Source organism: Thiocapsa marina 5811, from assembly GCF_000223985.1.
GTDB lineage: Bacteria > Pseudomonadota > Gammaproteobacteria > Chromatiales > Chromatiaceae > Thiocapsa > Thiocapsa marina.
This window is the reverse complement of the sequence record NZ_AFWV01000012.1, coordinates 155,694-179,471: the sequence shown is the minus strand read 5'-3', so window position 1 is coordinate 179,471 and position 23,778 is coordinate 155,694. Positions and strand designations below refer to the sequence as shown.

Annotated in this window: 20 protein-coding genes; 5 read left to right on the top strand and 15 right to left on the bottom strand. The window is 66.3% G+C overall.

The features are described from left to right. The gene (locus tag THIMADRAFT_RS18005; RefSeq protein ID WP_007194520.1) at positions 1-1,020 is read right to left on the bottom strand and encodes a metallophosphoesterase family protein; all 1,020 of its coding nucleotides are present in this window, start codon (positions 1,018-1,020) and stop codon (positions 1-3) included. 602 nt (positions 1,021-1,622) lie between these two features. On the opposite strand from THIMADRAFT_RS18005, the gene THIMADRAFT_RS18000 reads away from it, so the two are divergent. After that, a complete protein-coding gene (locus THIMADRAFT_RS18000; protein WP_007194519.1) occupies positions 1,623-2,426 on the top strand; it encodes a YwaF family protein in 804 nt (267 codons plus the stop codon). Here THIMADRAFT_RS18000 and THIMADRAFT_RS17995 read toward each other — a convergent pair. From THIMADRAFT_RS17995 to cobD, 3 genes are all read right to left on the bottom strand, one after another. Continuing rightward, positions 2,349-3,041: a nicotinate-nucleotide--dimethylbenzimidazole phosphoribosyltransferase gene (locus THIMADRAFT_RS17995; protein ID WP_007194518.1), complete on the bottom strand. Its 693-nt coding sequence runs from the start codon at positions 3,039-3,041 to the stop codon at positions 2,349-2,351. The genes THIMADRAFT_RS18000 and THIMADRAFT_RS17995 overlap by 78 nt on opposite strands. Before the next feature lie 137 nt (positions 3,042-3,178). After that, positions 3,179-4,675 (bottom strand): cobyric acid synthase, encoded by a 1,497-nt coding sequence (locus THIMADRAFT_RS17990; RefSeq protein ID WP_007194517.1) that lies wholly within the window; start codon positions 4,673-4,675, stop codon positions 3,179-3,181. Beyond that, positions 4,672-5,847 (bottom strand): threonine-phosphate decarboxylase CobD, encoded by a 1,176-nt coding sequence (cobD, locus tag THIMADRAFT_RS17985; protein WP_007194516.1) that lies wholly within the window; start codon positions 5,845-5,847, stop codon positions 4,672-4,674. Before cobD ends, THIMADRAFT_RS17990 begins: the two co-directional genes overlap by 4 nt. 185 nt (positions 5,848-6,032) lie before the next feature. Between cobD and cbiQ the strand changes: the two genes are divergently transcribed. Together cbiQ and THIMADRAFT_RS17975 are read left to right on the top strand one after the other, a co-directional pair. Further along, positions 6,033-6,806: a cobalt ECF transporter T component CbiQ gene (gene cbiQ / locus THIMADRAFT_RS17980; protein ID WP_007194515.1), complete on the top strand. Its 774-nt coding sequence runs from the start codon at positions 6,033-6,035 to the stop codon at positions 6,804-6,806. Beyond that, positions 6,790-7,527 carry an energy-coupling factor ABC transporter ATP-binding protein gene (locus THIMADRAFT_RS17975; protein WP_007194514.1) on the top strand — a complete coding sequence of 246 codons (738 nt, stop codon included), beginning with the start codon at positions 6,790-6,792 and terminating at the stop codon, positions 7,525-7,527. Before cbiQ ends, THIMADRAFT_RS17975 begins: the two co-directional genes overlap by 17 nt. On the opposite strand, the gene THIMADRAFT_RS17970 is transcribed toward THIMADRAFT_RS17975, so the two are convergent. The 6 genes from THIMADRAFT_RS17970 to THIMADRAFT_RS17945 all read right to left on the bottom strand — a co-directional run bounded on the left by THIMADRAFT_RS17970 (position 7,480) and on the right by THIMADRAFT_RS17945 (position 13,994). Next, entirely contained in the window at positions 7,480-8,589 is a 1,110-nt protein-coding gene (locus THIMADRAFT_RS17970; RefSeq protein WP_007194513.1) for an ABC transporter permease, read from the bottom strand. The two genes, THIMADRAFT_RS17975 and THIMADRAFT_RS17970, sit on opposite strands and share 48 nt — an antisense overlap. Before the next feature lie 5 nt (positions 8,590-8,594). Beyond that, positions 8,595-9,731, bottom strand: coding sequence for an ABC transporter permease (locus THIMADRAFT_RS17965; RefSeq protein WP_199484259.1), 1,137 nt, complete (start codon positions 9,729-9,731; stop codon positions 8,595-8,597). Further along, the gene (locus THIMADRAFT_RS17960) at positions 9,724-11,433 is read right to left on the bottom strand and encodes an ATP-binding cassette domain-containing protein (RefSeq protein WP_007194511.1); all 1,710 of its coding nucleotides are present in this window, start codon (positions 11,431-11,433) and stop codon (positions 9,724-9,726) included. The genes THIMADRAFT_RS17965 and THIMADRAFT_RS17960 overlap by 8 nt, the downstream gene beginning before the upstream one ends. A 25-nt stretch (positions 11,434-11,458) precedes the next feature. Then, positions 11,459-12,643 carry an efflux RND transporter periplasmic adaptor subunit gene (locus THIMADRAFT_RS17955; protein ID WP_007194510.1) on the bottom strand — a complete coding sequence of 395 codons (1,185 nt, stop codon included), beginning with the start codon at positions 12,641-12,643 and terminating at the stop codon, positions 11,459-11,461. Positions 12,644-12,735: 92 nt separating this feature from the next. After that, positions 12,736-13,092: a hypothetical protein gene (locus THIMADRAFT_RS17950; protein ID WP_007194509.1), complete on the bottom strand. Its 357-nt coding sequence runs from the start codon at positions 13,090-13,092 to the stop codon at positions 12,736-12,738. Between the two features lie 125 nt (positions 13,093-13,217). Further along, entirely contained in the window at positions 13,218-13,994 is a 777-nt protein-coding gene (locus THIMADRAFT_RS17945; RefSeq protein WP_007194508.1) for a metal-dependent hydrolase, read from the bottom strand. Between the two features lie 122 nt (positions 13,995-14,116). On the opposite strand from THIMADRAFT_RS17945, the gene THIMADRAFT_RS17940 reads away from it, so the two are divergent. Further along, positions 14,117-14,593, top strand: coding sequence for an MEKHLA domain-containing protein (locus THIMADRAFT_RS17940; RefSeq protein ID WP_007194507.1), 477 nt, complete (start codon positions 14,117-14,119; stop codon positions 14,591-14,593). Between the two features lie 105 nt (positions 14,594-14,698). Next, positions 14,699-15,595 (top strand): carbon-nitrogen hydrolase, encoded by an 897-nt coding sequence (locus tag THIMADRAFT_RS17935; protein WP_007194506.1) that lies wholly within the window; start codon positions 14,699-14,701, stop codon positions 15,593-15,595. Positions 15,596-15,947: 352 nt separating this feature from the next. Here the strand turns inward: THIMADRAFT_RS17935 and THIMADRAFT_RS17925 are convergent, their stop codons facing one another. The 5 genes from THIMADRAFT_RS17925 to THIMADRAFT_RS17905 all read right to left on the bottom strand — a co-directional run bounded on the left by THIMADRAFT_RS17925 (position 15,948) and on the right by THIMADRAFT_RS17905 (position 23,678). Beyond that, positions 15,948-16,439 carry a hypothetical protein gene (locus THIMADRAFT_RS17925; protein WP_233490291.1) on the bottom strand — a complete coding sequence of 164 codons (492 nt, stop codon included), beginning with the start codon at positions 16,437-16,439 and terminating at the stop codon, positions 15,948-15,950. Continuing rightward, the gene (locus tag THIMADRAFT_RS17920; protein WP_007194504.1) at positions 16,432-16,896 is read right to left on the bottom strand and encodes a DUF29 domain-containing protein; all 465 of its coding nucleotides are present in this window, start codon (positions 16,894-16,896) and stop codon (positions 16,432-16,434) included. The genes THIMADRAFT_RS17925 and THIMADRAFT_RS17920 overlap by 8 nt, the downstream gene beginning before the upstream one ends. A 260-nt stretch (positions 16,897-17,156) precedes the next feature. Further along, positions 17,157-19,481: a penicillin-binding protein 1C gene (pbpC, locus tag THIMADRAFT_RS17915; RefSeq protein ID WP_233490290.1), complete on the bottom strand. Its 2,325-nt coding sequence runs from the start codon at positions 19,479-19,481 to the stop codon at positions 17,157-17,159. Then, on the bottom strand, positions 19,447-21,093 hold the full coding sequence (locus THIMADRAFT_RS17910) for a methyltransferase regulatory domain-containing protein (RefSeq protein ID WP_007194502.1): 1,647 nt from the start codon (positions 21,091-21,093) through the stop codon (positions 19,447-19,449). The genes pbpC and THIMADRAFT_RS17910 overlap by 35 nt, the downstream gene beginning before the upstream one ends. A 218-nt stretch (positions 21,094-21,311) precedes the next feature. Continuing rightward, positions 21,312-23,678, bottom strand: a complete 2,367-nt coding sequence (locus THIMADRAFT_RS17905; RefSeq protein WP_007194501.1) for a DUF4407 domain-containing protein — start codon at positions 23,676-23,678, stop codon at positions 21,312-21,314. Positions 23,679-23,778 lie beyond the last annotated feature (100 nt).

The window sequence follows — 23,778 nt, the reverse complement described above, 5'->3', positions numbered from 1 at the left end:
TTAGACCTTGAATCCGTCTCTCATGAACGGCGTCAGCGAGTCCTCGAACGGTTGGTACTGCACCAGACCCTCGAAAGATCCGCTGAGATCGATGATCTGCGTGCCCATACCGTCGGTCGCGATCGAGGGATCCGCTCGGTTCATACGCGTCTCGGGGAAAGCCAGCTCGACCGGCGGATAGGGCCACGGCCAAGAGGTGCTCAATGCGGCAACCGAGCTCATGTTCCCGATCCGATTGAATAGGGTTTGATGGACATGACCGTGGTAGGACATGACGTTGTCGAACTTCGAGAGGATCTCGCGGATCTCCGGAGCGTCGGAGGTTTGGAAGTTCCAGCGAGGGTAGTAATCCCAAAGCGGGGAGTGGGTGAAGACCACGATCGGCGTATCCGGAGCAAGGTCCTTCACGTCGTTGGCCAGCCACTCGAGCTGCTTCTCATGCACACCCCATGGACCCGGGATCGGGCTTTCGAGCATCTCCATGACGGTCATACGCTCGAGGGGCGTCATTCCCGCTCCGGTCCAGAAATCGCGAACCAGGATTGAGTTGAGGCCGATAAAATGCACACCTTTGTGATTGAACGACCAGGTCTCGTCGCCGAAGAGGCCGCGCCAAGCGTCGCCCATGTCGAGATACCAGTCGTGCTCGCCCGGAATGATCTTCAAGGGCATCTTCAGATCTTTGAGGATCTTGCTCCCCTTGACCAATTGATCTTCAGTTCCGTTTTGGGCAACGTCGCCGCCGTAAAGCACGAAGTCCGGCAGTGGCGTCATCGCATTGACCTGCGCAACCGCATCGGCGAGCTGCTGGTCGAATTTATGATCCGGCATGCTATACAGATGCGAGTCGCTGATGATCGCAAACCGGAAAGGCTCGACACCGCGCTTACCCGTCTGCGCCCGAACGATATCGACCATCCCGAGATTGATTCCGACCGCTTGCGCGACGAAGGTCGTTAAGCCGGCTTTACCTGCGAACGACAGAAACTGCCTTCTGCTGTGATCTACAATGTCAGACATTGTTGTCTCCACCTCGTTATTGGCGTCTTCTGAACAGCGCCGATAGTGTTTTTGTCACGTGTCCAAGATGTATTCAACGCATCGACAGGGCAAAGAACGGCTTCTGACCTAGCGAGGCGATTACGCAGGGGTCCGACCCGCGATCAACCGAGTGGAAATATCGATCGTTTTAGTCGTTGTTACCTATCGTCATTATTGACAGGATTAGGATGTAGTGTCGACAGGAATGGTGTCAAGAGTCCGACAAAATAATTTTATCAAGATTTTTCATTTTGTTATTCCACCATATTAGTAAAATCGAATACGGTGGATCTGTTGAAAATGAATCCGTTTCAATTCGTGGAGACGCGAATTCATCGGTCCGGACGGGGTTATTCGAGTGTCGGTGCTCGAAGAGTCGCCAGGGGGATCGAGACGAATACGCTTTTGCGCGTAAAGCTCACCGCATTCGTCCGGTGTTTTTCGTCGATCAAAAGCGTCAGATTGATTCAATCGGTGGGCTATTATCCGAAACCGACGGATCACGAACGAAGAGAGACGCCCGGAGATCCAAGTATCGGCCGGCCCGCGAACGGGTACGGCGACAGAGCAGGAGAAGATCGATGAGCACGACGGACCCACTCGTCCTTTTCGGTTCGGCGCACGTGATCGGCATACTGTTGATCGCCGCGGCCGGGATCGGGCTGCCGCTGTCGGTGCGCAGAGCAACCCGCACCAGGACTCGATATGGAATCGGGCTCGCGATTGCAGCCCTTTTGATCCTGCAGGAAGGCGTCCATATCTGGCTACTGGCGAACCACTACGATCGGCTCCTGAGCAGCCTGCTGCCGCTGCATCTTTGCGGACTGTCGGTTCTGCTGACGGCATGGACCCTCGCGGCGCGGTCGTATTCCGCCTACGAGATCGTCTATTTCTGGGCGTGGGGCGGGACCCTGCAGGCACTCTTGACGCCGGATCTGGAGAGGGGATTTCCGGACCCGACCTTCATTGCTTTTTTCATCGGGCATGGACTCGTCATCGTCGGCGTCCTTTATGCCACCTTGGTCTATCGCTTTAGACCGAGACTCTCGTCCATCTTCAAATCGCTCGCTGCCTTGCTGCTCGTCGTGGCCGTTGTTGCCCCGATCAATCTCTGGTTGGGGACGAACTATCTCTTCCTCTGCAGCAAGCCCGAGCAAGCCTCCCTGATGGATCTTCTCGGCCCGTGGCCTTGGTACATCCTGAGCCTGGCCGGACTGGCGCTGGTGTCGAGCTTCGTCTATTACCTGCCGTTCCCGATCGCCGATCGTATCGCGGCGAGGTCACGTGCGAAGCGGCCGTCGCCGCGTTCACCCGAGCCAAGCGCGCACGCCGGGGTTCAATCCGACCGCCGCCTCCGCCGCGACACCGCCCGCAGAATCGGGTAGACAGAACGGGATGCCCATCTGGGCCGCCGCAATCGCAACGCCGACCAATGCAGCGATCTCGGATCGACCGCGGCAACGCAAGGCGTCATAGAAGTCAACGTGTGCGAGGGCATCTGGGAGAGACCGATCGGGACAGGGCAAGCGGAGCGCCGCATACCCTGCATCCGCACCCGCTCTCGGGAGCTGCCAGGCGGCCGCCGTGCACAACGACGGGGCCATGGCAATGAGACGCCCGACCCCTGCAAGCTTGGCACGCTCGGCCGCGTGGCGGCCGGCGCTCAATGCGATGTCCAGGCCGTGCTTGTCGAGTTGATGGATGAACCCGCACGACGTATCCTCGCCGCAGATCCGTCGGCTCCCCGGGGCGAGACCGTTCGAACCTGTCCGGGAAGCAGAACCCCGCAGTCGCAGGATCTCCAATTGAAGGTCGATGTCGTCTTCGAGGTCCTTCAGGCACTGCGCGACAGCGTGTAGGTTGCGTTCCACGTCCTGTGCCGCTCCCTCTCCCTCTCCCGGGACGGCAAGTGCACCGCCTTCCGAATCGATCTCGACGAGCACGACACGGGTGCCCCGCGCGATCGCGATCACCGGATCGACAGGCAGCGCAATATCCATTCGTGCTGCACCGAGCCGACCTGAACCGACGTCGCCGATCGGGCCTGACCGTTCGTAATGGCCGCAAGTGTCACCGGATGTGTGCTGCCCCCATGGGTGATTGCGACGCGCCGCGGGAACGCTCAGCCAGCCCGGTTTCAAGGGGCTCCAGTCCCTCTGCCCGGCACCCAGCCGCAAAGGATCTGCTCGAGGTGTCGGAGGTCGAGATGCTGCTCGATGCTGTCGGCCAAACGCTCCAGGGCCGCCTCGCGGACGGCACGATAGTCCGGGGTCTCGTGCACGGTTAGACCGGCCCAACGCAGGAGGGCCGCAGCCGCGGGAGGCGACTCGAAGAGTCCGTGCAGATAGGTCCCCAAGATCCGTCCGTCATCCGAAATCGCACCGTCCGGACGCTCGCCCTTCACGTCGTCCAGGAGCACGGCCGGATGCTCAAGCGCCGGACCGGTCGTCCGGCCGGCATGGATCTCGTATCCCGTCACGGCGGCGTCCTCCATCCGGAGCCGACCGCAGACGTTGGCCAGCGTCTTCTCGGGCGCAAGCCGGGTCTCCACATCCAACAAACCAAGACCCGGCCCCTCGCCCGGATCCCCTTCGAGACCGGACGGATCCAGGATCCGAGTGCCGAGCATCTGAAAGCCGCCGCAGATCCCGATCACCCGGCCGCCATAGCGCAGATGCCGCGCGATCACGGGCTCCCAGCCCTCGCGGCGCAACCAATCCAGATCCGAGCGCACCGACTTTGATCCGGGCAGGATGATGAGATCCGCGGGCGGCGGAACCTCCCCGGCGAAGACATAGCGCAGGTCGACCCGAGGATGGAGCCGCAGTGGGTCGAGGTCGGTGTGGTTGCTGATGCGCGGCAGCCGCGGGACGATCACCCGCAGGGCGTCGCTCGGTTTATCCGTCTGGCGCACGGCGACGGCGTCCTCGGCCTCCAGATGAAGCCCGTGCAGGTAGGGCAAGACGCCGAGCACCGGCTTGCCGGTCTCGTGCTCGAGCCAGTCCAGACCCGGCTTCAGGAGCGCAGGATCGCCTCGGAAGCGATTGATGACGAATCCGACCACCCTCGCCCGCTCGCTCGGCGCGAGCAACGCCAGCGTGCCGACCAGGTGCGCAAAGACCCCGCCGCGATCGATGTCCGCGATCAGGATGACCGGACAGTCCACCGCCTCGGCGAACCCCATGTTCGCGATGTCGTGCTCGCGCAGATTGATCTCGGCCGGACTGCCCGCGCCCTCCACGACGATCCGTTCGAAGGACGCGCCGAGCCGGGCATGTGACTCCAGCACGGCCGCGCGGGCGATACGCTTGTAGTCGTGATAGGCGACGGCGTCCATGTTGCCGACGGCCCGGCCCTGGATGATGACCTGAGCACCGCGGTCCGAATTGGGCTTGAGCAGCACCGGATTCATATCGACGCTCGGCGCAAGCCCGCAGGCCTGCGCCTGTACCGCCTGGGCCCGGCCGATCTCGCCGCCGTCCGCGGTCACGGCACTGTTCAGGGCCATGTTCTGCGGCTTGAACGGAGCGACCTTCATACCGCTCCGGCTGAAGCAGCGGCAGAGGCCGGCCACCAGGACACTCTTGCCCGCGTCCGAGGTCGTGCCTTGGACCATGAGGGTCGCCGCGGTCATCTCGGATCTCCGGGGACGGGGACGGGAGCCGGGGCGAGCGGCGGGGCAACCGACGAGAAGGGCCGAATGCCGGCGGTCGCGCCGGCTGTTTGCCGGAGCACATCCCCCGGCCCATCCCCCGGCACATCCGAAGCCAGACACCGCAGCCCCGACTCGAGCCGCGCCCAACCCGCCTCGGCACCCGGCAGTCCGAAACGAAGACTCGCGGGTGCGTCGAATCGCCGCACCCAGATGCCCTGCCGTGCCAGTCGATCCTGGATGGCCGGAGCTTCCGCCGTGCAGATCCATTGAAACAGATCGGTTCCGCCCGTCGGCACGAGGCCATAATCGGACAGCAGAGCGGCAAGCCGGACCGAGGCCCGGCGCAACGAGGCGCGGGTCGCCTCCTGCCATGGCGAATCGCTCAAGGCAAGCCGCGCGACATGGCGGGCCGGGCCGCTCAGTGCCCAGGGTCCGAGGCGCGAACGCAGCGCCTCGCGCAGATCGGCCGTGCCGAGCACGAACCCGACACGCACCCCGGCGAGCCCGTAGAATTTGCCCAACGACCGCAGGACGATCAAACCCTGTCGGTCGGTGTAAGGGGCGAGGCTGTGCCGCGGGGTCGTATCCATGAATGCCTCGTCCACGAGAAGCCAGCCGCCGCGTGCGGCGAGCCGCGCGTGCCAATCGAGCAAGGTGCTCACCGGCCAGCGTCTGCCCGTCGGATTGTTCGGATTGATCACGACCAGGACATCGAGGTCGTCGAGACCCGCGCCGCGGTCCCCGCCCGGCACTCCGTCGGCCAGGGGGGCCAAGGTGTGCCCGGCGCGTTGCCATGCTTGCGCATGCTCTTGATAGCCGACCGCCGGCACCCCGACACGTCCGGGCACTCGCAGCTCGGGCAAGGTCTGGATCGCAGCCTGAGAGCCGGCAACCGGGAGAAGCGCAGGCACGCCGTAACACCGCGCGGCGGTCTCTTCCAATCCGTCATCCTCTTCGGGCAGCCGCGCCCATGCGGCACCGGGCACCTCGGGTACGGGCCAGCCATCGGGATTGATGCCGGTCGAGAGATCCAACCAATCCTGAAAGGGGATGCGGTAACGCGCGGCGGCCTCGCGCAGACGCCCGCCGTGCTCCAGAGGCGGCGGGTTCAAAGCGAGCGGTCCGGCAGTTGGCAAGCGATGAGCAGTCATCGCGCCAATCTGCCAGCGGGGTAGGTTTTGTGCAAGCGCACAAGCGGACGACATTGATGGTGCCGGGGCGGTTCAATTAGACTGCTCGCCCGGAACGCGGCTCCGGCGCGCGCCACGACGGCGCAGCCCGATCCGTCTTCGGCCGAACCGCAACCACCGAGACGGGCGTCCCCGCCGAGGTCAACATGCACATCCTCGACGCCTTGTCGGATCGGGCCGGGCACGGCTCGCTCCGAACGCTCGACCCGCGTCTGCGCATCATCGCAGCCGCCCTGTTCGCCTTGGTCGTGGTCTCGCTATCCGGTCTCGCGACACTCTTCACTGCGCTGGGTCTGGCCCTCTCGGTGATGCTCGCGGCGCGCCTGCCGGCCCGCCCGACCCTGCAACGGATAGCCGCGATGGACGGCTTCATGCTGATGATCCTCGTGCTGCTGCCCTTGACCGTGCCGGGCACGCCGATCCTCGAATGGGGCGGATTCACCGCAAGCGCCGAGGGACTGATCAAGGCCGTCGAGATCCTGCTCAAGGCCAACGCCGTCGTCCTCGTCCTCTTGGCCCTGGTCGGCAGCCTGGATGCGGTCACGCTCGGACACGCCTTGGCGCGCCTGCGGATGCCGTCAAACCTGGTCCAGCTGCTCTTCTTTACGGTGCGTTACATCGGCGTCATCGGCGAGGAATATGCCCGCCTGCGCACCGCCATGCGGGCGCGCGGTTTTCGGCCGGCGAACAGCCTGCACACCTACCGCAGCATCGGCTATCTCGTGGGAATGCTACTGGTGCGCAGCCTCGAGCGCTCCGAGCGCATCCTTGCGGCGATGCGCTGCCGCGGGTTCGAGGGTCGTTTTCATCTGCTCGACGACTTTGCCTACGGCCGATCCGACGCGCTCTTTGCCGGGCTTACCGCCGTCGCCTGCACGGGACTGCTGATCATGGATCTGACCTATGCCGCCGCTGTTTGAGCTGACCGGGATCCGCTTCGCCTATCCCGGCCGGCCGCCGGTCCTGGACGGACTGAGCCTGACGCTCGACGCGGGCGAGCGCATCGCCTTGACCGGTCCCAACGGCGCCGGCAAGAGCACGCTCCTGCACATCATGGTCGGACTGCTGCACCCGCAAGCCGGTACGGTTGTCGCATTCGGCACGCCGCGCAGACACGAGCGTGATTTCCATGAGGTTCGACGGCGCGCCGGGCTGGTCTTCCAAGATCCGGACGACCAACTCTTTTGTCCGACGGTGGCCGAGGACATCGCCTTCGGACCGCTCAACCAGGGCAAGTCCAAGGCCGAGGTCCTGGAGATCGTGGATCGCACGCTTGTACGCCTGGGCTTGTCGCACCTGCGTGATCGCGTGACGCACAAGCTCTCCGGCGGCGAGAAACGTCTGGTGAGCCTCGCGACCGTCCTGGCGATGGAGCCGGATGTCCTCTTGCTCGACGAACCCGGGAACGGGTTGGACGAGGCGACCGGGGAACGCCTGGCGACGATCCTGGACACCCTCCCGCAGGCGCTGATCCTGATCTCGCACGACGCCCGTTTCAGACGCCGGGTCACCAGCCATCAGTATCGTCTGCACAAGGGCGCGATCGGACCGCTCGAGCCGCATGGCCCGCCGCCGGACAGCTCGCGGGCATCCTCAGGTCATGCGATGTCTGAACAACCACCCGGCCGCGGCGAGCGTTAGAACGGCGATCACCGCCAACGGCCACATCTGGTCGATCAGGAGCTCGAACCCGGCCCCTTCGAGAAAGACGCTGCGCAGGATGACCAGGTAATACCGCAGCGGGTCGCCGAGGGTGAGGATCTGCACCGCCTCGGGCATGTTCGCGATGGGCGTGGCGAAACCCGAGAGGATCACCGCCGGGACCAAAAAGAGGAAGGCGCCCAGCAGCGCCTGCTGGAGTGTCGCCGCCAAGGAGGAGATCATGAGCCCGACCCCGACGGCCGCCAGCACGAACAGCAGAATCCCGGTATAGAGCACGCCGAGACCGCCGACCAAGGGCACGCCGAACCAGAACACCGCAATGGTCACGACCAAGGACGCCTCCAGGACACCGATCACCAGGCCCGGCGTCGCCTTGCCGATGAGGATCTCGAGCGGCCGCAAGGGCGTCACCAGCAGTTGATCGAAGGTGCCTTGCTCGCGCTCGCGCGCCACCGAAAGGGCCGTCACCATCATGGTCACGACCAGCGTCAGGAGTCCGACCAACCCGGAGACGAAGAACCAGCGACTCTCGAGGTTGGGGTTGTACCAGGCCCGCGTGATCAGATTCACGGGCATGCCCTGCAGGCCTCGGGCGGCCGTCCAATCCCGATTGAAGTCCGCGATGATCCGGCTCACGTCGTTCTGAACGATCTGCGCGCTGTTGGAGTTGCGCCCGTCGATCAGGATCTGCACCGGGGCGGGCGTGCCCGCCAGCAGATCGGCCGTGAAGCGCGGCCCGATCTGGATGACCAGCAACACCTTGCGCGCATCGATCCACTCGGCGATCTGCCCTTGCCGCGTGATGCGACCGACCGAGCGAAAGCTCGGCGAGCCCTCGAAGCGCGCCGCCAGATCACGCGCCGCATAGCCCCCGTCGCGATCGTAGAGCGCATAGGCAATATCGTTCAGATCGAAGGACGCCGCATAGCCGAACACCAGCAACTGGATCAGCGGCGGTACCACGACCACCAGACGGCTGCGCTTGTCCTTGAACAGAACAAGAAACTCCTTGACGGCCAGCGCGAGGATCCGGGCGAGCATGGCGACTACTCGAGCCGCTTGCGCAGCAGACGGCGGCTCAGCCCGAGGAAGAAGGCCGCCATCAGGGCGAGCGCCGCGGCGTTGGGCAGGATCAGCGTCCAGATATCCCCGGCGAGGAAGAGGCTCTGCAGGATGGCCACGAAATAGCGCGCGGCGACGATGTGGGTGATCGCCTGCACCAGGGGCGGCATGCTGCCGATATCGAAGAGGAAACCCGAGAGCAGAAAGGCCGGCAGGAAGGTCGCCAGGATGGCGATCATCCCGGCGACGAATTGATTGCGCGTCACGATCGAGATCAGCAGGCCCATGCCCAGCGCGGCCAGCAGGAAGAGGGTCGAGCAGACCGCCAGGACCCAGAAGGACCCGCGCATCGGCACCTCGAAGAGAAACAGGGCCATGATCACGGACAGCACCATCCCGCCCATCCCCAGGACGAAATAGGGCAGCAACTTCCCGATCAGGATCTCCTCGATGGTCACGGGCGTGACCATCAGCGCCTCCAAGGTGCCGCGCTCCCATTCGCGCGCGAAGACCAGGGCGGTCAACAAGGCGCCGACCAGGGTCATGTTGACCACCAGCAACCCCGGGACGAGATAGTTGCGACTGGCCAGCTCCGGATTGAACCAAATACGGATCACCGGCTCGACGGCCACCGGCAGCGGGATCCGGCGCGCCTGCGCCTCGCGTTGCAGCCAGCTCGACCAGACCCCTTGCACATAGCCCTCGAGCAGTCGCGCCGAGTTGGCGTCCGTGCCGCTGACGACGACCTGGATCGGCGCGTCGCGATCGCCTTTGAGCCGTTGGGCGAAATCCCCGTCGAGCACGACGATCCCGTTCACGTCATGGTTTCGCAAGGCGGCACGCCCGTCCTGAAGTGACGGATAGAGACGGGGCACGAAGTAGACCGACTGCCGAAAGGCCCCGACGAAGGATGCGGCCTCGGCACTCGGCTGCTCGATCACCAGACCGATCGGGACATGCTTGGAGTCCAAAGACACCCCGTAGCCGAAGAGCAGCAGCAAGAAGACCGGCAATACGAAGGCGATCGCGAGACTGGATGGATCGCGCAGGATCTGCAACGACTCCTTGCGCAGCAAGCCGCGCAGACGCAGGGTTCGTGGCCGGGTGCGCATGTCAGGCATGCGCCTCGATCAGGGTGATGAAGGCCTGCTCGAGGTCCGGTCGCGGCACCTCGGGCGTCGCCGCCCGGGCCTTGATCTCGGCCGGGGTGCCCAGCGCCAAGACCTCGCCCGCGGCCATGACGGCCAGACGATCGCAATACTCGGCCTCTTCCATGAAGTGCGTGGTCACCAGGACGGTGACGCCGCCCTCGGCGAGGGCGTTGATCCGCGACCAGAACTCCCGACGGGCGAGCGGATCCACACCGGAGGTCGGCTCGTCGAGGAAGAGGATGTCCGGCTCGTGCATGAGTGCGGCAGCCATCGCCAGTCGCTGTTTGTAACCCAACGGCAGGGATCCGCTCTCCGCCCCGGCGAGCTGCGCGAGCCCGAAGGCATCCAGCGCCCAGGCGACCCGATCGCGAGCACGCGCGCCGCGCAGTCCATAGGCCCGAGCGAAGAAATCGAGATTCTGCGTGGCCGAGAGATTGGTATAGAGCGAGAAGCGCTGCGACATGTAGCCGATGCGCGCGCGCGCCTCGGCCGGCGCATGCCGCAGATCCACCCCGGCCACCCGCGCCCGTCCTTCGCTCGGCGGCAGCAGGCCGCAGAGCATCCGAAAGGTCGTCGTCTTTCCCGCGCCGTTGGCGCCGAGCAGGCCGAACACCTCCCCGGCATGCACCGCCACGCTCAGGCGATCCACCGCGACGAAGTCGCCGAACCGACGGGTGAGCCCCTCCGTGACGATCGCATCGCCCGATGCCCGGGACACCGCCGCAATCTCGGGCAGCGCGATCCGGTCGCGACCCTGGCTCAGCAAGGCGACGAAGCCATCCGCGAAGCGCGGCTCCACCGGTTCCCATCGGACCGACTCCTCGGAGGCGTCGGCCGCGGGCTGGATGCCTTCGGCCATGACCACGCGCACCGCATCGCCCTGCAGGACGGCATCCAGCACCCCGGGGCGTGCGGCCAGGCGCGCCTGAAGACGCCGCCGCCCGTCGGGCGCGCCCGTGACATGGAAGGTCCGCCCGCGCAGCGGTGCGCTGAACCGGGCCGGCGGCCCCTGATCGATGACGCGCCCCTGATGGATGAGGACGACATCGGCACAGCGTTGCGCCTCGTCGAGATAAGCGGTGGAGAGCAGCAGGCTCATCCCCTCCTCGGCCACCAGTCGATCGACGATCGCCCACAGCTCCCGGCGCGAGACCGGATCGACCCCCACCGTCGGCTCGTCGAGCAGGAGCAGGTGGGGCGGATTCACGAGCGTGCAGGCCAGGCCCAGCTTCTGCTTCATCCCGCCCGAGAGCTGTCCGGCCAGACGGGTCCCGAACGGGCCGAGCCCCGTCATCTCCATCAGGCGTTCGTGCCGGGCAGGACGCTCGGCGACGGACACGCCTTGTAGGTCGGCGTAGAGGTCGAGGTTCTCGCGGACACTCAGGTCCTCGTAGAGCCCGAAGCGTTGCGGCATGTACCCGATCCTGGACTGGACCGCGAGCGAATCGGCGCTCGCATCCAGACCCAAGACCTGGATGCGACCCGCGTCGGGCACGAGCAGACCCGCCGCCAGGCGCATGAAGGTGGTCTTGCCCGCGCCGTCCGGACCGATCAGCCCGGTGACCACACCGGGCCTCAATTCGAGGCTGACGCCGTCCAGCGCGCACAGGCTGCGGGCACCCGCGCTGAAGCTCTTGTGAACGTCGAGGGCACGCAGCGGGCAGACGGGCATGGCGGGTGTCCGCGGCGGCCGGCGCTCAGGGCCGGTCCGATCGGATCGACGCATCCGGTGCGTCCGGCGCCCCCGACGACTCGGCATGGCCCGACACGGACCCTGGCTCGGACGTAGACGGCTCGGCAGCCGGCGGCGCGGCGGGTGCGGCCCCCTCGGCGGCCGCACCGTCGGACGTCGCGGAATCCGTCGCGGGCGGGCAACCGGGCGAGGGCAGCGGCGCGCGCGTCAGGTCGATCTCGACCGTCACAGGCATCCCCTGGCGCAGCTCGCCCGCCGGATTGCAGACATAGACGCGGGCCTGATAGACCAGATCGGCGCGCAGCTCGGTGGTCTGGACCGTCTTGGGCGTGAACTCGGCGCTCGGCGAGATGTACCCGAGCCATCCCGAATAGGCCTTCCCCGGGAAGCTGTCGCTGAAGACCTGTGCGGGCTGACCCTGTCGCACGCGCCCCAGATCGGGCTCGGCGAGATAGACCCGCGCCCACAGCGGCTCGTTCATGGCGATGGTGTAGACCGGGCGCTCGGGCGAGGCCATGTCGCCGGGCTCGAGGATCCTGTTCTGGACCACCCCCGTGGCCGGCGCGACGAGCCGCGCGTAGGCCAGGTTCAGCTCGGCCTCGGCGAGGTCGCCCTCCAGCGCGGCCAGGTTGGCCCGGGCCCGTGCAATATCCTCGGCGCGGCTGCCCGCCAGCGCCAGATCCAAGGCGGCCCGTGCGGCGCCGGCCCGCGCTTGCGCGGCCTCCGCGGCGGTGCGCGCGTCATCGTACTCCTGCGGCGAGGCCATCTTGCGATCGGCCAACCCCTTGGTCCGTTCGGCATGCCGTTCGGCGTTGGCGGCCTCGGTCCGCGCGGCCTCCGCGTCGGCACGCAGCTTCTCGATCTCTTCTGGACGCGGACCCGCGATGAGCTTCTCGAGCTCGGAACGCTGCGCCGCGACCTGCGCGCGCGCGATCTCGCGGGCCAGCTCGAGGCGCCGAGCATCCAGCGCCGCCAACACCTGTCCGGCCTCCACCCGAGCACCCTCGGCAATCGGCATGGCGTTGATCCGTCCGCTGACCTCGAAGGCCAGGTTGACCAGGCGCACGTCGATATTGCCGTACAGCGTGAGACGACCCGGGTCGTGCTCAGGGGTGCGCTCGCCGCGGTACAGGAGATAACCGCCGACGGCGAGGGCAAGAACGAGGATCGGAATCAGGATCTTCTTCATCGCGGACATCCCGGCAAGAGCCGTCGGCGGGTCGATCTCGGACGGACTGCGGCGCGCCCGAGACCCGAACCGCAACACACATCAGAGGGCGCTCATTCGGTCTGCTTCGACTCGAGCCCGATCGGGCTGTATTGGATTCGCATGGACATCCAAAAGGCGTAGGCCCCGAGAGCCAACAGAAAACCGAGGATGTCGAGGACCGAGAAGACCCGCTCCCGGTCGACCACGAACCAGATGCCGGCCAACACGATGCCGGTGAGCAGGATGCTCATGACGTAGAGGGGCGCCAACGCGAGCCGCATGCCGTCCAGGTGCCGGTGCATTTTCGGCTCCTGGTTCCGCGCGGCGGCGCGCTCGCGTGCCCCGATCACTGCGCGTCGGTGGGCCAGCGCCTGATAAACCAACCAGGCCCCCATCAGGACACACACGGCTCCGAGATAATATTTCATCGCTGAGACACCTCGATCGTCGGTCAAGGACAGAGGTCTCGACACCTTGCCGAGCCCCGGGAGATGCTACTCGCGAGCACGGGAGCCAACAAGCCGATGCGAACCACCCGATGATCGCGCGACGCTCAAAGGTGTGCCGCCCCCGTGCGGATCCAATCGATCAGGGACTGCAGCAGCAGACCGGTGCCGTCGACCATCTCCCCGAACGCCTCCACCAAACGATCGGCAGCGTCGACAGCCACCCCGGGCAGACCGTCGGCCCAAAGCAATCCCCAATCGAGCGCGGGTGAAAACCACGCCAGCGCGACGACGACGGCCAGCATCCCGAGACTGCTCCGAGGATCGGTCAGACTGAAAGGTTTGAGCGCGGTCCCGAAAGAACGCTTGACCCGACTGTTCAGGAGATCGACGCTGTAAAGTTCGTCCAGGACAAGATGGGTGAGGTAGCCGATCCCGACCATGAGGCCGGCGATCCAGGCCGACTCCGCGGACCGGTCCATCGTCCAATGGGCGATGTTGACGGTCGCCAGCGCCGCCGCGGCGATCCCGAGCCAGGAATGCCAGATACCGCGGTGGACCGTCGCACGGGTGAAGATCTCGATGATCAGGTAGCGCACGCAGAGAAAGACGCCGACCCAGATCAGCGCGACCTCCAGCGGAAGAAACTTGCCGATCAGCGGGAGCGTCATGGCGAAGGCGACCGCAACCCCGAGCACATTGAAGAAGGCACGCACCGGCTTGGAGGCATCGGCATCGATGTCCGGAAGGAGACTCCCGGCGACACCCAGTGCAAAATAGCCGAGCGTTGCACCCTGCTCGACCAGTCCGGCGCCGTGTAAACCGAGCACCGTCGCGACGCTCACGAAGATGCCGCCGTTGAGATGGGTCTGGAAATTGGCCATGCGCGATCGCAGGTCCGAAAACAGAGGGGTCCGATTGCCGGCCCCGAATCCCGCAGAGACTAACAGGGCGGAGGCTCAAAAGGTGAGCCTGCCCCTTCGAATGACGACAGGATGATCAGGTCATGTCCTTCCCCTACCCCGACCGGTCCAATGACTTCCTCCGCGACCATTCCCGGCTGCTGCGCACGAGCTATCGACACCTCACGGGGCGCGATCTCATCGACCCCGGCCTGGACGAGCGCGAGGCCGCTCGGCGCCTGTTCGAGGCGCCCTTCGCGCTTCTGTCGCACACGGCCGACCCGGATCCGATCCTGACCTACGGCAACCGAAGGGTCCTGGATCTGTTCGAGCTCGACTGGGAGCAGCTGACACGGATGCCCTCGCGCCTGACCGCAGAGGCACCGGATCGGGAGGAGCGTGCACGCCTGCTCGCGCGGGTCACCGCCCACGGCTTTATCGACGATTACAGCGGGGTACGGGTGTCCTCGAGCGGCCGCCGATTTCGCATCGATGGGGCCGTCGTGTGGAACCTGATCGATGAAGAGGGGCGATATCTCGGGCAGGCCGCGACCTTTGCATCCGTGCAGCCGCTCGATTGATCCAAGCAGGGCTCGCCGCGATCAATCAGCTCACCCCGGCCGACATGTTTCGTTTTCTGAATCGTTCCCAAACACCTGGATCCATCATTCTCGGAGGTTCGCGTCATGTCGGGGTCCCCTTTTACCATCGCACTCGTGCAGGAAACCGATCACGGAAGCGCCGCGGCAAATCTCGACGCCTGCGAGCGCGCAATCATCGAGGCCGTCGCGGGCGGTGCGCGCCTCGTCCTGCTCCAGGAGCTGCACAACAGCGCTTATTTCTGCCAGACCGAAGACCCGGCCAGATTCGATCTCGCCGAGCCGATTCCCGGCCCGAGCACCGCACGCCTCGGCACGCTGGCGGGCGAGCTCGGCGTGGTCATCGTCGCCTCGCTCTTCGAGCGTCGCGCCCCGGGGCTCTATCACAACACCGCCGTGGTTTTGGACAGCGACGGACGGCTCGCCGGCGTCTATCGCAAGATGCACATCCCGGAGGATCCGGGCTACTACGAGAAGTTTTATTTCACGCCCGGCGACCTCGGCTTCGAGCCGATCGACACCTCGGTCGGGCGCTTGGGCGTCTTGGTGTGTTGGGATCAATGGTATCCGGAGGCCGCCCGTCTGATGGCGTTGGCAGGGGCGGAAATCCTGCTCTATCCGACCGCGATCGGCTGGGACCCCAACGACGGACCGGACGAGCAGGTGCGCCAGTGCGAGGCATGGGTCGGAATCCAGCGCAGCCATGCGATCGCGAACGCACTGCCCGTCGCGGCCTGCAATCGTGTCGGATTCGAGCCCGACCCGAGTGGCGCGACGGCCGGCGCGCGGTTTTGGGGTCATTCCTTCGTCTGCGGCCCCCAAGGCGAGGTGCTCGCACAGGCCGGCGATCAGAATCCGCAGATCCTGCTTGCGCAGATCGACCCGGCGCGCACCGAGCAAGTCCGCCGACTCTGGCCCTTCCTGCGCGACCGCCGCATCGACGCCTACGGAGACCTGACCCGCCGCTATCGAGACCGGTCGTAACGATCAAGAAACAAGGTGAACACCGTGATCTACGGGTAGGCTGAGGTGAGCAGAGCGAACCCCGGCATCCCCGGCATCCCCGGCGTCGGCGCCCTGCCAGGGTTCGCAATCTCACCCCGGCGATGCAGGTCTTGCCGAGCCGTGCAAGGCACAGCCAACCGTCGTCGCAAGTTGTGCTTTCTATCGTCGGCACAACCGACGGGTATCGAGTCGTCCGGACACCGTCTTATTTTGACCGTGCCGATCCAAAAAACGAAAAAACGAAAAAACGCTTGAATCGCGTCTCCAACCGCCTGTGATGGCGACCAGGCCAGTCCCGCACGCGAACGACTCATGACACCCCGAACGCGATTCAATCCCTACGCGTCTCGAAGCGAAACGGCGCCGCCAAGATCCCCTCGGGCGTGTGGACCAGCACCCGCGCCTCCCAGTCCATGCGCGCCCGCACGCACACCGGCAAGGTCCCCTGCCCTTCGTAGACGCCCGGACCGACCGACGCCAGAGCGGTCCGGTTGTACCCCATGTTCATGTCGACACCCGCGAAATCGACCTCCACCGCGCGGACATTCAAGCCGGTCGTCTCCACCGCGAGCCGCAGCGGCGTGACAACCGGGATGCTCCGTGGCTCGATCCCGAAGCGCACCCTGCCCCCGCCGGCAAGCCGCGCATCGCAGGGTCCGGCGCGCAGGTCGCAGCTCGGATCAAGCGGTGCAACCTCGACCAGCGTCGGGTTCAGCAGAGGCCAGGCCTTGTAGACGGCCACCGCGACAACGCCGACGAGCAGCAGGCCGGCGATGACCCAGAGCAGGGCCGTGGTGCGTCGTGGCGCGGAGGCGTCAGACACGTCGGCGCGCATCGGTTGTGTCGGAGCCCGAGAAGAATGCAGGATCGAGGACCTGCGCCACGCCATAGGGACAATCCCGCGGGAAATCGCTCTCGTCCTTCCCCGTTTCATCGGCGGCCCAGCGAACGGCGCTGTCGTAGGCATCGACGAGCAGATCCGTCAGCCGGGGCTTCAGGCTCGGGCTGTCGTCCAGGAGCTTGGCGACCTGCTTGCGCTGCTCGGTCAGGGTCCGCTGCCAGCTCTTCGAGCGTTGTTCCGGTTGGTACTCCCATTTCAGGAGATGAACGAGCAACACCACGAGACGATGCTCCAAGGCTCGGCGCTCACTCTTGCCCATCGACTCCACTTCCTCCGCGAGATGCAGCGTGTCGATCTCGGCATAGCGCCCTTCTCGCAACAGGCGGGCGGTCTGCATGGACCAGTCGTACAAATCCTGATCGTAAAGCGTTTGAGACATGATGACGGGCTCCGGGATTGGCGCCAACCTCGACGAGTGATTGCAGTGCAGAGATTTCTAGACCGTCCGATATCAATTGGGCTGTCGTTGTCGTGATCGTGATCGTGATCGTATCGATGCTCGATGACGAACACGACAACGACAACGAACGGTCTCGACACATTTTCCGTCCTGCACGCGTCTGGAAGTGTGATGGTGAATCGTGCTGAACGCCAGCACCCCGCAAGGGCGATGCTCATCCGCGAAAAAGGGATATCCGATCATTGTATAAAGACGTTCACCCTCGATGAACCGCCGCGGGCATCGACGACCGAGATGGTGACGTACCCCGGACCGTCGGGCATCCAACGGGCGGTTCGGGCGTAAGGCTCGCGCACGACAGGGGCACCGTCGACGAACCAGGTGAAGGGCGGCACACCGTCGCGGACCCGCAAGACCAGATCGGCGACCCGATCTTGGTCGAGACCCAGCTCCACACGCGCACCCTCGGGCGGATAGGCGATCTGCGGCGCGTCGGCACCACCGCGCGAGGCCGCGCGCGGATCCTGAACGCGGCGCAGCGGCGGCGGTAGCTCCGCCGAGGTCGTGCTCAGGATCCCGCGTGGCGCCGGAGGCAGCGGGGTCATCGGCCCGAGACGCGCGAAGACCTCGACCAGCACGGGAGCGGCGGCATCGATCCCGGCGAGTCCCGGCACGGGCGCGCCGTCGGGACGACCGACCCAAACGCCGGCCACATGGCGCCCGTCGAACCCGATCGCCCAGGCATCGCGGTAACCGTAGGATGTCCCGGTCTTGAAGGCGAGCGCACCCGGCGCGCTGTTGGTCGGTGCCGGTGCACCTGCAAGGATCGAGGCGACATACCAGGCCGCACGCCCCTCGAGCACGGGCGCCCGGGTCTCCGCGGGGCTGCCGGCGGCACCGACCCATCCGGGATCCGCGCCCGCCTCCTCGAGGGTATCGCGCAAGATCACCGCACGACCGCCCCGCGCGATCGCCGCATAGATGCCGACGAGATCCGTCAAGGTCACGCCGACGCCGCCCAGCCCGACCGCGAGCCCGGGCGGCGAGAGATCGGGAAGCACCGGATGCGCACCGGCTCGGCGCATGCGTGCGACCAGACGGGCCGGTCCGACCGCATCGAGCAGCTTCACCGCCGGGATGTTGAGCGAGAGCTGCAACGCTCGCCGCACCGTGACGGTCCCCTGAAAACCCAGATCGAAGTTCGCCGGGACATAGCCGCCGAAGGCGCTCGGGCGGTCCTCGATGAGACTCTCGGGATGGGCCCGACCGTCCTCGAAGGCCAGCCCGTAGATGAGCGGCTTGAGCGCCGAGCCCGGGGAACGCACCGCACGGGTCATGTCGACATGACCCTGACGTGCCGTCTCGAAAAGACCCGCTGAACCCACGCTGGCCAGGATCTCCCCGCGCCCGTGATCGGCGACCAGGATCCCCACCGAGACCCGCGGCCCCAGCGCTGCGGCGCGTGCGCTCGCGAGCGGCTCGAGCCGCTCCTGCAACCCGGCATCCAAGGTCAGGCGATGGACAGGGCGCTCGGGGTGCGCGCGCCGGAGGCGGTCCGTGAGATGCGCCGCCAGCATCGGTGCGTCCAAGCGGGCGGTCGGGACGAGCTCGGCACGGGCCCTCGCGGCCTGTTCCGCGTCGATGACCCCGGCCAGCCGCACATGCTCGAGCACCCGATCGCGCGCCCGACGTGCAGCCTCGGGGTGGCGATCCGGCCGGCGTGTCTCGGGCGATTGGGGCAAGGCGACGAGCAACGCGGCCTCGGCGGGCGTGAGACGGCGCGGCTCCTTGCCGAGCCATGCGAGCGAGGCCGAGCGCACACCTTCGAGATTGCCGCCGTAGGGGGCGAGGGTCAGGTAGGTCTCCAGGATGGCGTCTTTATCGAGCCGTCGCTCCAGCCAGAGCGCGGTGCGGATCTGCCTGAGCTTGCCGCCAGCATTGCGCGTCGAGCGCGTCTCCAGCAGACGCGCCAGTTGCATGGTCAGGGTCGAGCCGCCCGAGCGGATACCTCCCTGGCTCAGGAGCTGCCAGCCGGCGCGCACCAGGGCGAGCGCATCGACACCGGGATGCGACGCGAACCGGCGATCCTCGTAGGCCAGGAGCATCGCCAGATAGGTCGGATCGACCGTATCCAGATCGACCGGCAGACGCCAGCGTCCATCGGCGACCGTGAAGGCGCGCAGCAGACGCCCGTCGCGATCCAGCATCAGGGTCGAGGCGGAGATCCGGATGTCGGTGTTGCTCGCACCCCCGGCCACGTCGCCGATCGGCTCGGCCGGGCGACCAAGCGCCGTCGGGTGGACAAGACCCGTAGGGTGGACAAGCGCCGTAGGGTGGACAAGCGCAGCGCAGTCCACCAACGCCGGCGCGGGGTTCGGTGGACTTCGCTCCCGCTCGTCCACCCTACAGGTCGGATTGACAAGCAGCGGCGGCGCGGTCTCGATCAGGGCATCCCATCCCGCTCGACCACCCGCCGACACAAGCAGGATGACGGCGAGCACCGCGACGCCGCGGATCGGCAAACCGGTCTTACTCGGACGGGCCAGTGGAGCAGTCATTGCCATTCATCACGCCGGGCTCGGAATCGCGGGGCTGCGCGTCCGCAACAAGCAGTCCCGCCCGCGCGAAGATGCCGAGCAGACGCTCGAGACTGGCCGGTGCGATCTGCTCGGATCGGCCCTCGGCCGCGCCCGGCGATCCGGACGCCGTGGCCAACGCAGGGTCGGTTCGGATCTCGGCCGCGAGATCCGTCGACAAGGCGTTCAGATCACGCGTGCCGTCGAGCAGCATGAGCAGCCGGGCAGACAAGGCGTCGAGCCCGAGACTGCGGTGGCGCACGCTCGCGACATGCCCCTCCCCGGATGCCGCCTGAGCGCGTGCCAAGGGCGTGGCCCGAGGCCATGCGCCGACCTCGTGCGGCCAGCGCGCCGCGCGTCCGGTCAGGCCGATCCCCTGTGAGATGTAGAGGTTGAAGAGCTCGCCCAAACAGGCATCCCGCTCATCCGCGTAGCGCCGTCCGCCGGCCCCGGCGACCTCTTTCGCGGCCGCATCCAAGAGCGGACCTAAGGGGACGGCATTCGGATACACCATCGCCAGGCCTTCCAAAAGGGCCTTGGTCAATGGATGCTCGACCTGCAGACGGGCGCCGTCCGCCGTGGCGTAGTCCTGACGCTTCACGCGATTCAGATGGACCCGCTGCAAGGGGGTTAGATCGGCATGGACCGAGAAGTCGTAGAGTCGCTCCAGATCGATCTCCAGACAGGGCCGCGCGTCTGCGCGCACGAAGAGGGTCTGCCGAAAGGCCCGCAGTCGCAGGAAATCCATGTACTGCTCCTGCACGACCTGATCGCCGAGCCCGTCGAGCGCAGCCTCGGCCGCCGGCCCGAGGGTGGAGGCGAACATGGTATGCAGCTTGGACTCGGCAAGAAAGGCGAGCCCGTGTCGGCGCGCCCGCGCCATCACGTCGCTGAACAGCTCCGGGCTGTTGGTCTCCTCCAGATACTCGTGGTAGAGGTAGCTCGGGCGGGCGGTGCGCAGATACTCGACCTCGCGTCTCAGTGTCTCCGCCTCGGGCCGCGGCTGCCCGTCCGGGTGCTTGGCCGAGACACCGCGCGCGAGCCGGTCGAGCAGATCGCGCGCGCGGCTCAAACGCTCGCCCGGCGCGCTCGCGCCGCGGCAGTGAAACAGGAGCATGTCGCGCAACATGCCGCGCTGACGCCAACCCGGCAGCACGTTGTAGCTGACATAGGCGATCCCGCGCGCGCTCAGGAGCCGACCGCAGAGGTGCAGGATGTGCTCCTTCACCGCATCCGGGACCCAGGAATAGACACCGTGGACCAGGATGAAGTCGAACGGGGCCTGCGTTTCGTCGACATCGAGGATATCTTGATGAAGCAGACGCAGATTGGAGAGCCCCAACTCGGCGATCATGGCCTGACCGCGCCGGGCCTGCTCGGCGGAGAGCTCGACCCCGACGAATTCGCTCCAGGGCAGATGAAAGGCCATGGGGATCAGATTCCCGCCGCTCGCCGCGCCCAGCTCCAACACCCGGCAACGCTCCGGATCGGCCGTGGTGAGACCGAGCAACCGACCGAGCGTCGCCAGATAGTCCGGATGCGTCTCCGGGATCGCGAAGCTCTCGTAGGGGATCTGGTCGTAGCTGTCGAGGGTCGTCATGGATGTCGAAACGGGGATCTCGTGTGGTTGAACCGCGCCCGATGCGGTAGGTGCAATGTGTTGGAGTGGATCGACCGCGCCGGCTCCGACGGTCGTCCCAACCGGCGCGGTTTAAGGTATTAAAAAATATTCGATTTTAAACCGCGCCTCCAAAAAGGTCGGAAGAATCCTTGACCCCGACACCACATGAGATAGACGCATGTCGCTCCGGACGCGGTTTAGTGGCTCGGCTGATCGCTCGGTAAGACATGCTCCGGCGCCGACGACTCCCGGGTCAGCAGTGCGCCGATCGCGTCCTCGTGGAAAAGGATGCGCGAGCGGATCCCCGAAAGCCGCTCCTCGACGGCGCGGAGTTGATCCTCGTGCGTGATCCGACGCAACTCCAAGGCACGTCGCTCGTCACGCATGCCGGCGAGGCGCTCGCCCTCTTCACGCAGCCACTTCTCGAGCGACTTCATCTCCCGCCTCGCCTCGCGAGGACTCTTCCCGTCATCGGGCCGCGCCGTGCGCGACCAGAAGCCACCGCCGGAGGACCGAGCGCTCTCTGCGACGGCCTCGTTGCGGCCATCCGCGATCCGGGTCAACTCGGCCGTCCGCGTGCGGGCGGATGCCAGCGCGCTCTCGGCCGCGGTCATCTTCCCGCCCAATGTCTCGATTACATCCTTCAGCCGATAGCCGGCCTCGCGCAGGGTCGCGGCCTCGTTGGTGTCGCGCGTCTCCAGCTCGCGCAGACGAGTCAGCTCGTCGCGCATCCCCGCAAGTCGCGCCGAACGGTCCTCGCGGCGGCGCCGGGCCTCGAGCTCCGCGACCTCGACGCGATGACGATGAAGCCGCTGCACATCGGCCTGACGCAGCTCCTCCTCGCGCTGAGCGCGGCGGATCTCCATCTCCTTCTCGCGCAGCCGTCGGTCCTCGCGGGCCAGCTCGATGGAGCGCTCGAAGGCGGCCATGCGCTCGCGCAGGTCCTCCTCGTCGTGGGCCTTCTGCAATGTCCAGGACTCGCGCGCCTGTTGCAGCTCGTGCTCGAGCTCGGCGCGCCGATGGTGATGTTTGGCGCGTGTCTCGTCGGCCAACTGGGCACGCAGCTCTCCGGCACGCAGACGCTGCTCGTTCTCGTAGGCCGCCACCTCGACCTCGCGGCGGCGGCGCGCTAGATCCAGCTCCTCATCGAGATTCTCGCGACGACGCGCGACAAGCGTCTCGGCGAACGACTCCTCGGCCAGCCGCATGCGCATCGGCTCGGCGGCCGCCAATCGCGCCTCCTGCTCGGCGAAGTGACCCTCCGGATCGCGCTCGTAGGCCCGCCACAGACGCGCGAAGTCGACCGGACTCAGACGCTGCGCCGGATCCTCCGGACAGGCGAAGCCGGGGATCCCGGACAGTGCGCCGTCGAGGTATTTTCGATACTGGAACTGCAGGGCTTCGCTGAAATAGGCCCGCACCGCGGCCGGCTCGAACAACTTCAGCGCGATCAGCGAGAAGAAGAGGATCGCCAGCGCCGCCTGAGCGAAACCATCGACCGTCTCGAAATGCGGCACGCCCGCCTCGTCCGGGCTCTCGCGCAGTGCCTGCAAGGCCTTGGAGCGCGCCGCGAAGGTCAACCGCGGCGGCAGCTCCTCGGGCTGCGCGGCGGCCACCTCGGCCCGGATGCGATCCATGCGCTCCTGCTGCTCGAAGCGCAGACGTTGGAGCTCGTCCGTGCGCGCACGCAGGCGCCCTTCCTGGTCCGCGATCGTCTGCGCGACCTCGGCGATGCGCCGATCGATCTCGGCCTGCTTCTCGGCCAACTCGGCGACCAGCGTCTTCACCCGCGCATCCCATTTGCGCGCCTCCGGACCATAGCCCTCCGGACGGTCGCCGCGTCCGTGGATCTCGTCGCCGAGGCGCTCCTGTGCGGCGGCCAGCTCGGTGCGCAGCACCGTGATCTCGGGGGTGTACTCGGCTGTGATGCCGTCGCGGCGTTGCCGCTCGGCATCGAGCGAACGACTCAGACGCTCGATCTCCTCCTCCAAAGGAGCGATCAGTCCACCGTAACGGGCCTCGATCTCTTGGGCACGCACGGCGACCTGCGCCTGAAAGGCCGCATCCCGGCGGGCGTAATACTGCTCGACCAGGCGCTGGTGATAGCTCTCGATGTCGTCGGCACGGATCAGCTTGGCCAGAAAGGGCGCGGTCACATAGAGAGAGACCGCCACGATCAGCACCCGGACCAGCAGCCCGAAGAACCAGCGTGCACCCCCGGCCGGCTCGTCCCGAACAGCGCCCCCGAGTGCTCCCCGGGCACGGCTCGGACGCTCCGACATGATCAGGGAGGCGTCGACGATCCAGATGATCGCGAACATGAGCACGAACATGAAGAGACCGGCGACCGGCCGGAGCCAGGCCGCGGCCTGCGGCACGATCGAGGCCCCGACGAAGCCCCAGACGATGCCTTCGATGCTGGCCATCAGAAGAATGATGGTCCAGGCGAAACCGAGCCAGACGGCAACGGCCGGCGTGACAAGGCTGTCGCCGTAAGGACGAAGCCGCAGCGTATTCAACGAAGGGACCTTGAAGAAGCGCCGAGATCGCCGCCCGAGATCCATGTTCCTACCCTCCCTCGACGAGTGCGAGCACCGCAATCAAGACAGGATAAACCATCGCCGGACCTTCACCGATCCGATGTGCGGATACCCGGGCTCCGCC

What these genes read in the sequence shown, in the direction of transcription:
- THIMADRAFT_RS18005 (WP_007194520.1), bottom strand. Translation starts at nt 1,020, where the DNA reads ATGTCTGACATTGTAGATCACAGCAGAAGGCAGTTTCTGTCGTTCGCA.
- THIMADRAFT_RS18000 (WP_007194519.1), top strand. Translation starts at nt 1,623, where the DNA reads ATGAGCACGACGGACCCACTCGTCCTTTTCGGTTCGGCGCACGTGATC.
- THIMADRAFT_RS17995 (WP_007194518.1), bottom strand. Translation starts at nt 3,041, where the DNA reads ATGGATATTGCGCTGCCTGTCGATCCGGTGATCGCGATCGCGCGGGGC.
- THIMADRAFT_RS17990 (WP_007194517.1), bottom strand. Translation starts at nt 4,675, where the DNA reads ATGACCGCGGCGACCCTCATGGTCCAAGGCACGACCTCGGACGCGGGC.
- cobD (WP_007194516.1), bottom strand. Translation starts at nt 5,847, where the DNA reads ATGACTGCTCATCGCTTGCCAACTGCCGGACCGCTCGCTTTGAACCCG.
- cbiQ (WP_007194515.1), top strand. Translation starts at nt 6,033, where the DNA reads ATGCACATCCTCGACGCCTTGTCGGATCGGGCCGGGCACGGCTCGCTC.
- THIMADRAFT_RS17975 (WP_007194514.1), top strand. Translation starts at nt 6,790, where the DNA reads ATGCCGCCGCTGTTTGAGCTGACCGGGATCCGCTTCGCCTATCCCGGC.
- THIMADRAFT_RS17970 (WP_007194513.1), bottom strand. Translation starts at nt 8,589, where the DNA reads ATGCTCGCCCGGATCCTCGCGCTGGCCGTCAAGGAGTTTCTTGTTCTG.
- THIMADRAFT_RS17965 (WP_199484259.1), bottom strand. Translation starts at nt 9,731, where the DNA reads ATGCCTGACATGCGCACCCGGCCACGAACCCTGCGTCTGCGCGGCTTG.
- THIMADRAFT_RS17960 (WP_007194511.1), bottom strand. Translation starts at nt 11,433, where the DNA reads ATGCCCGTCTGCCCGCTGCGTGCCCTCGACGTTCACAAGAGCTTCAGC.
- THIMADRAFT_RS17955 (WP_007194510.1), bottom strand. Translation starts at nt 12,643, where the DNA reads ATGAAGAAGATCCTGATTCCGATCCTCGTTCTTGCCCTCGCCGTCGGC.
- THIMADRAFT_RS17950 (WP_007194509.1), bottom strand. Translation starts at nt 13,092, where the DNA reads ATGAAATATTATCTCGGAGCCGTGTGTGTCCTGATGGGGGCCTGGTTG.
- THIMADRAFT_RS17945 (WP_007194508.1), bottom strand. Translation starts at nt 13,994, where the DNA reads ATGGCCAATTTCCAGACCCATCTCAACGGCGGCATCTTCGTGAGCGTC.
- THIMADRAFT_RS17940 (WP_007194507.1), top strand. Translation starts at nt 14,117, where the DNA reads ATGTCCTTCCCCTACCCCGACCGGTCCAATGACTTCCTCCGCGACCAT.
- THIMADRAFT_RS17935 (WP_007194506.1), top strand. Translation starts at nt 14,699, where the DNA reads ATGTCGGGGTCCCCTTTTACCATCGCACTCGTGCAGGAAACCGATCAC.
- THIMADRAFT_RS17920 (WP_007194504.1), bottom strand. Translation starts at nt 16,896, where the DNA reads ATGTCTCAAACGCTTTACGATCAGGATTTGTACGACTGGTCCATGCAG.
- pbpC (WP_233490290.1), bottom strand. Translation starts at nt 19,481, where the DNA reads ATGGCAATGACTGCTCCACTGGCCCGTCCGAGTAAGACCGGTTTGCCG.
- THIMADRAFT_RS17910 (WP_007194502.1), bottom strand. Translation starts at nt 21,093, where the DNA reads ATGACGACCCTCGACAGCTACGACCAGATCCCCTACGAGAGCTTCGCG.
- THIMADRAFT_RS17905 (WP_007194501.1), bottom strand. Translation starts at nt 23,678, where the DNA reads ATGGATCTCGGGCGGCGATCTCGGCGCTTCTTCAAGGTCCCTTCGTTG.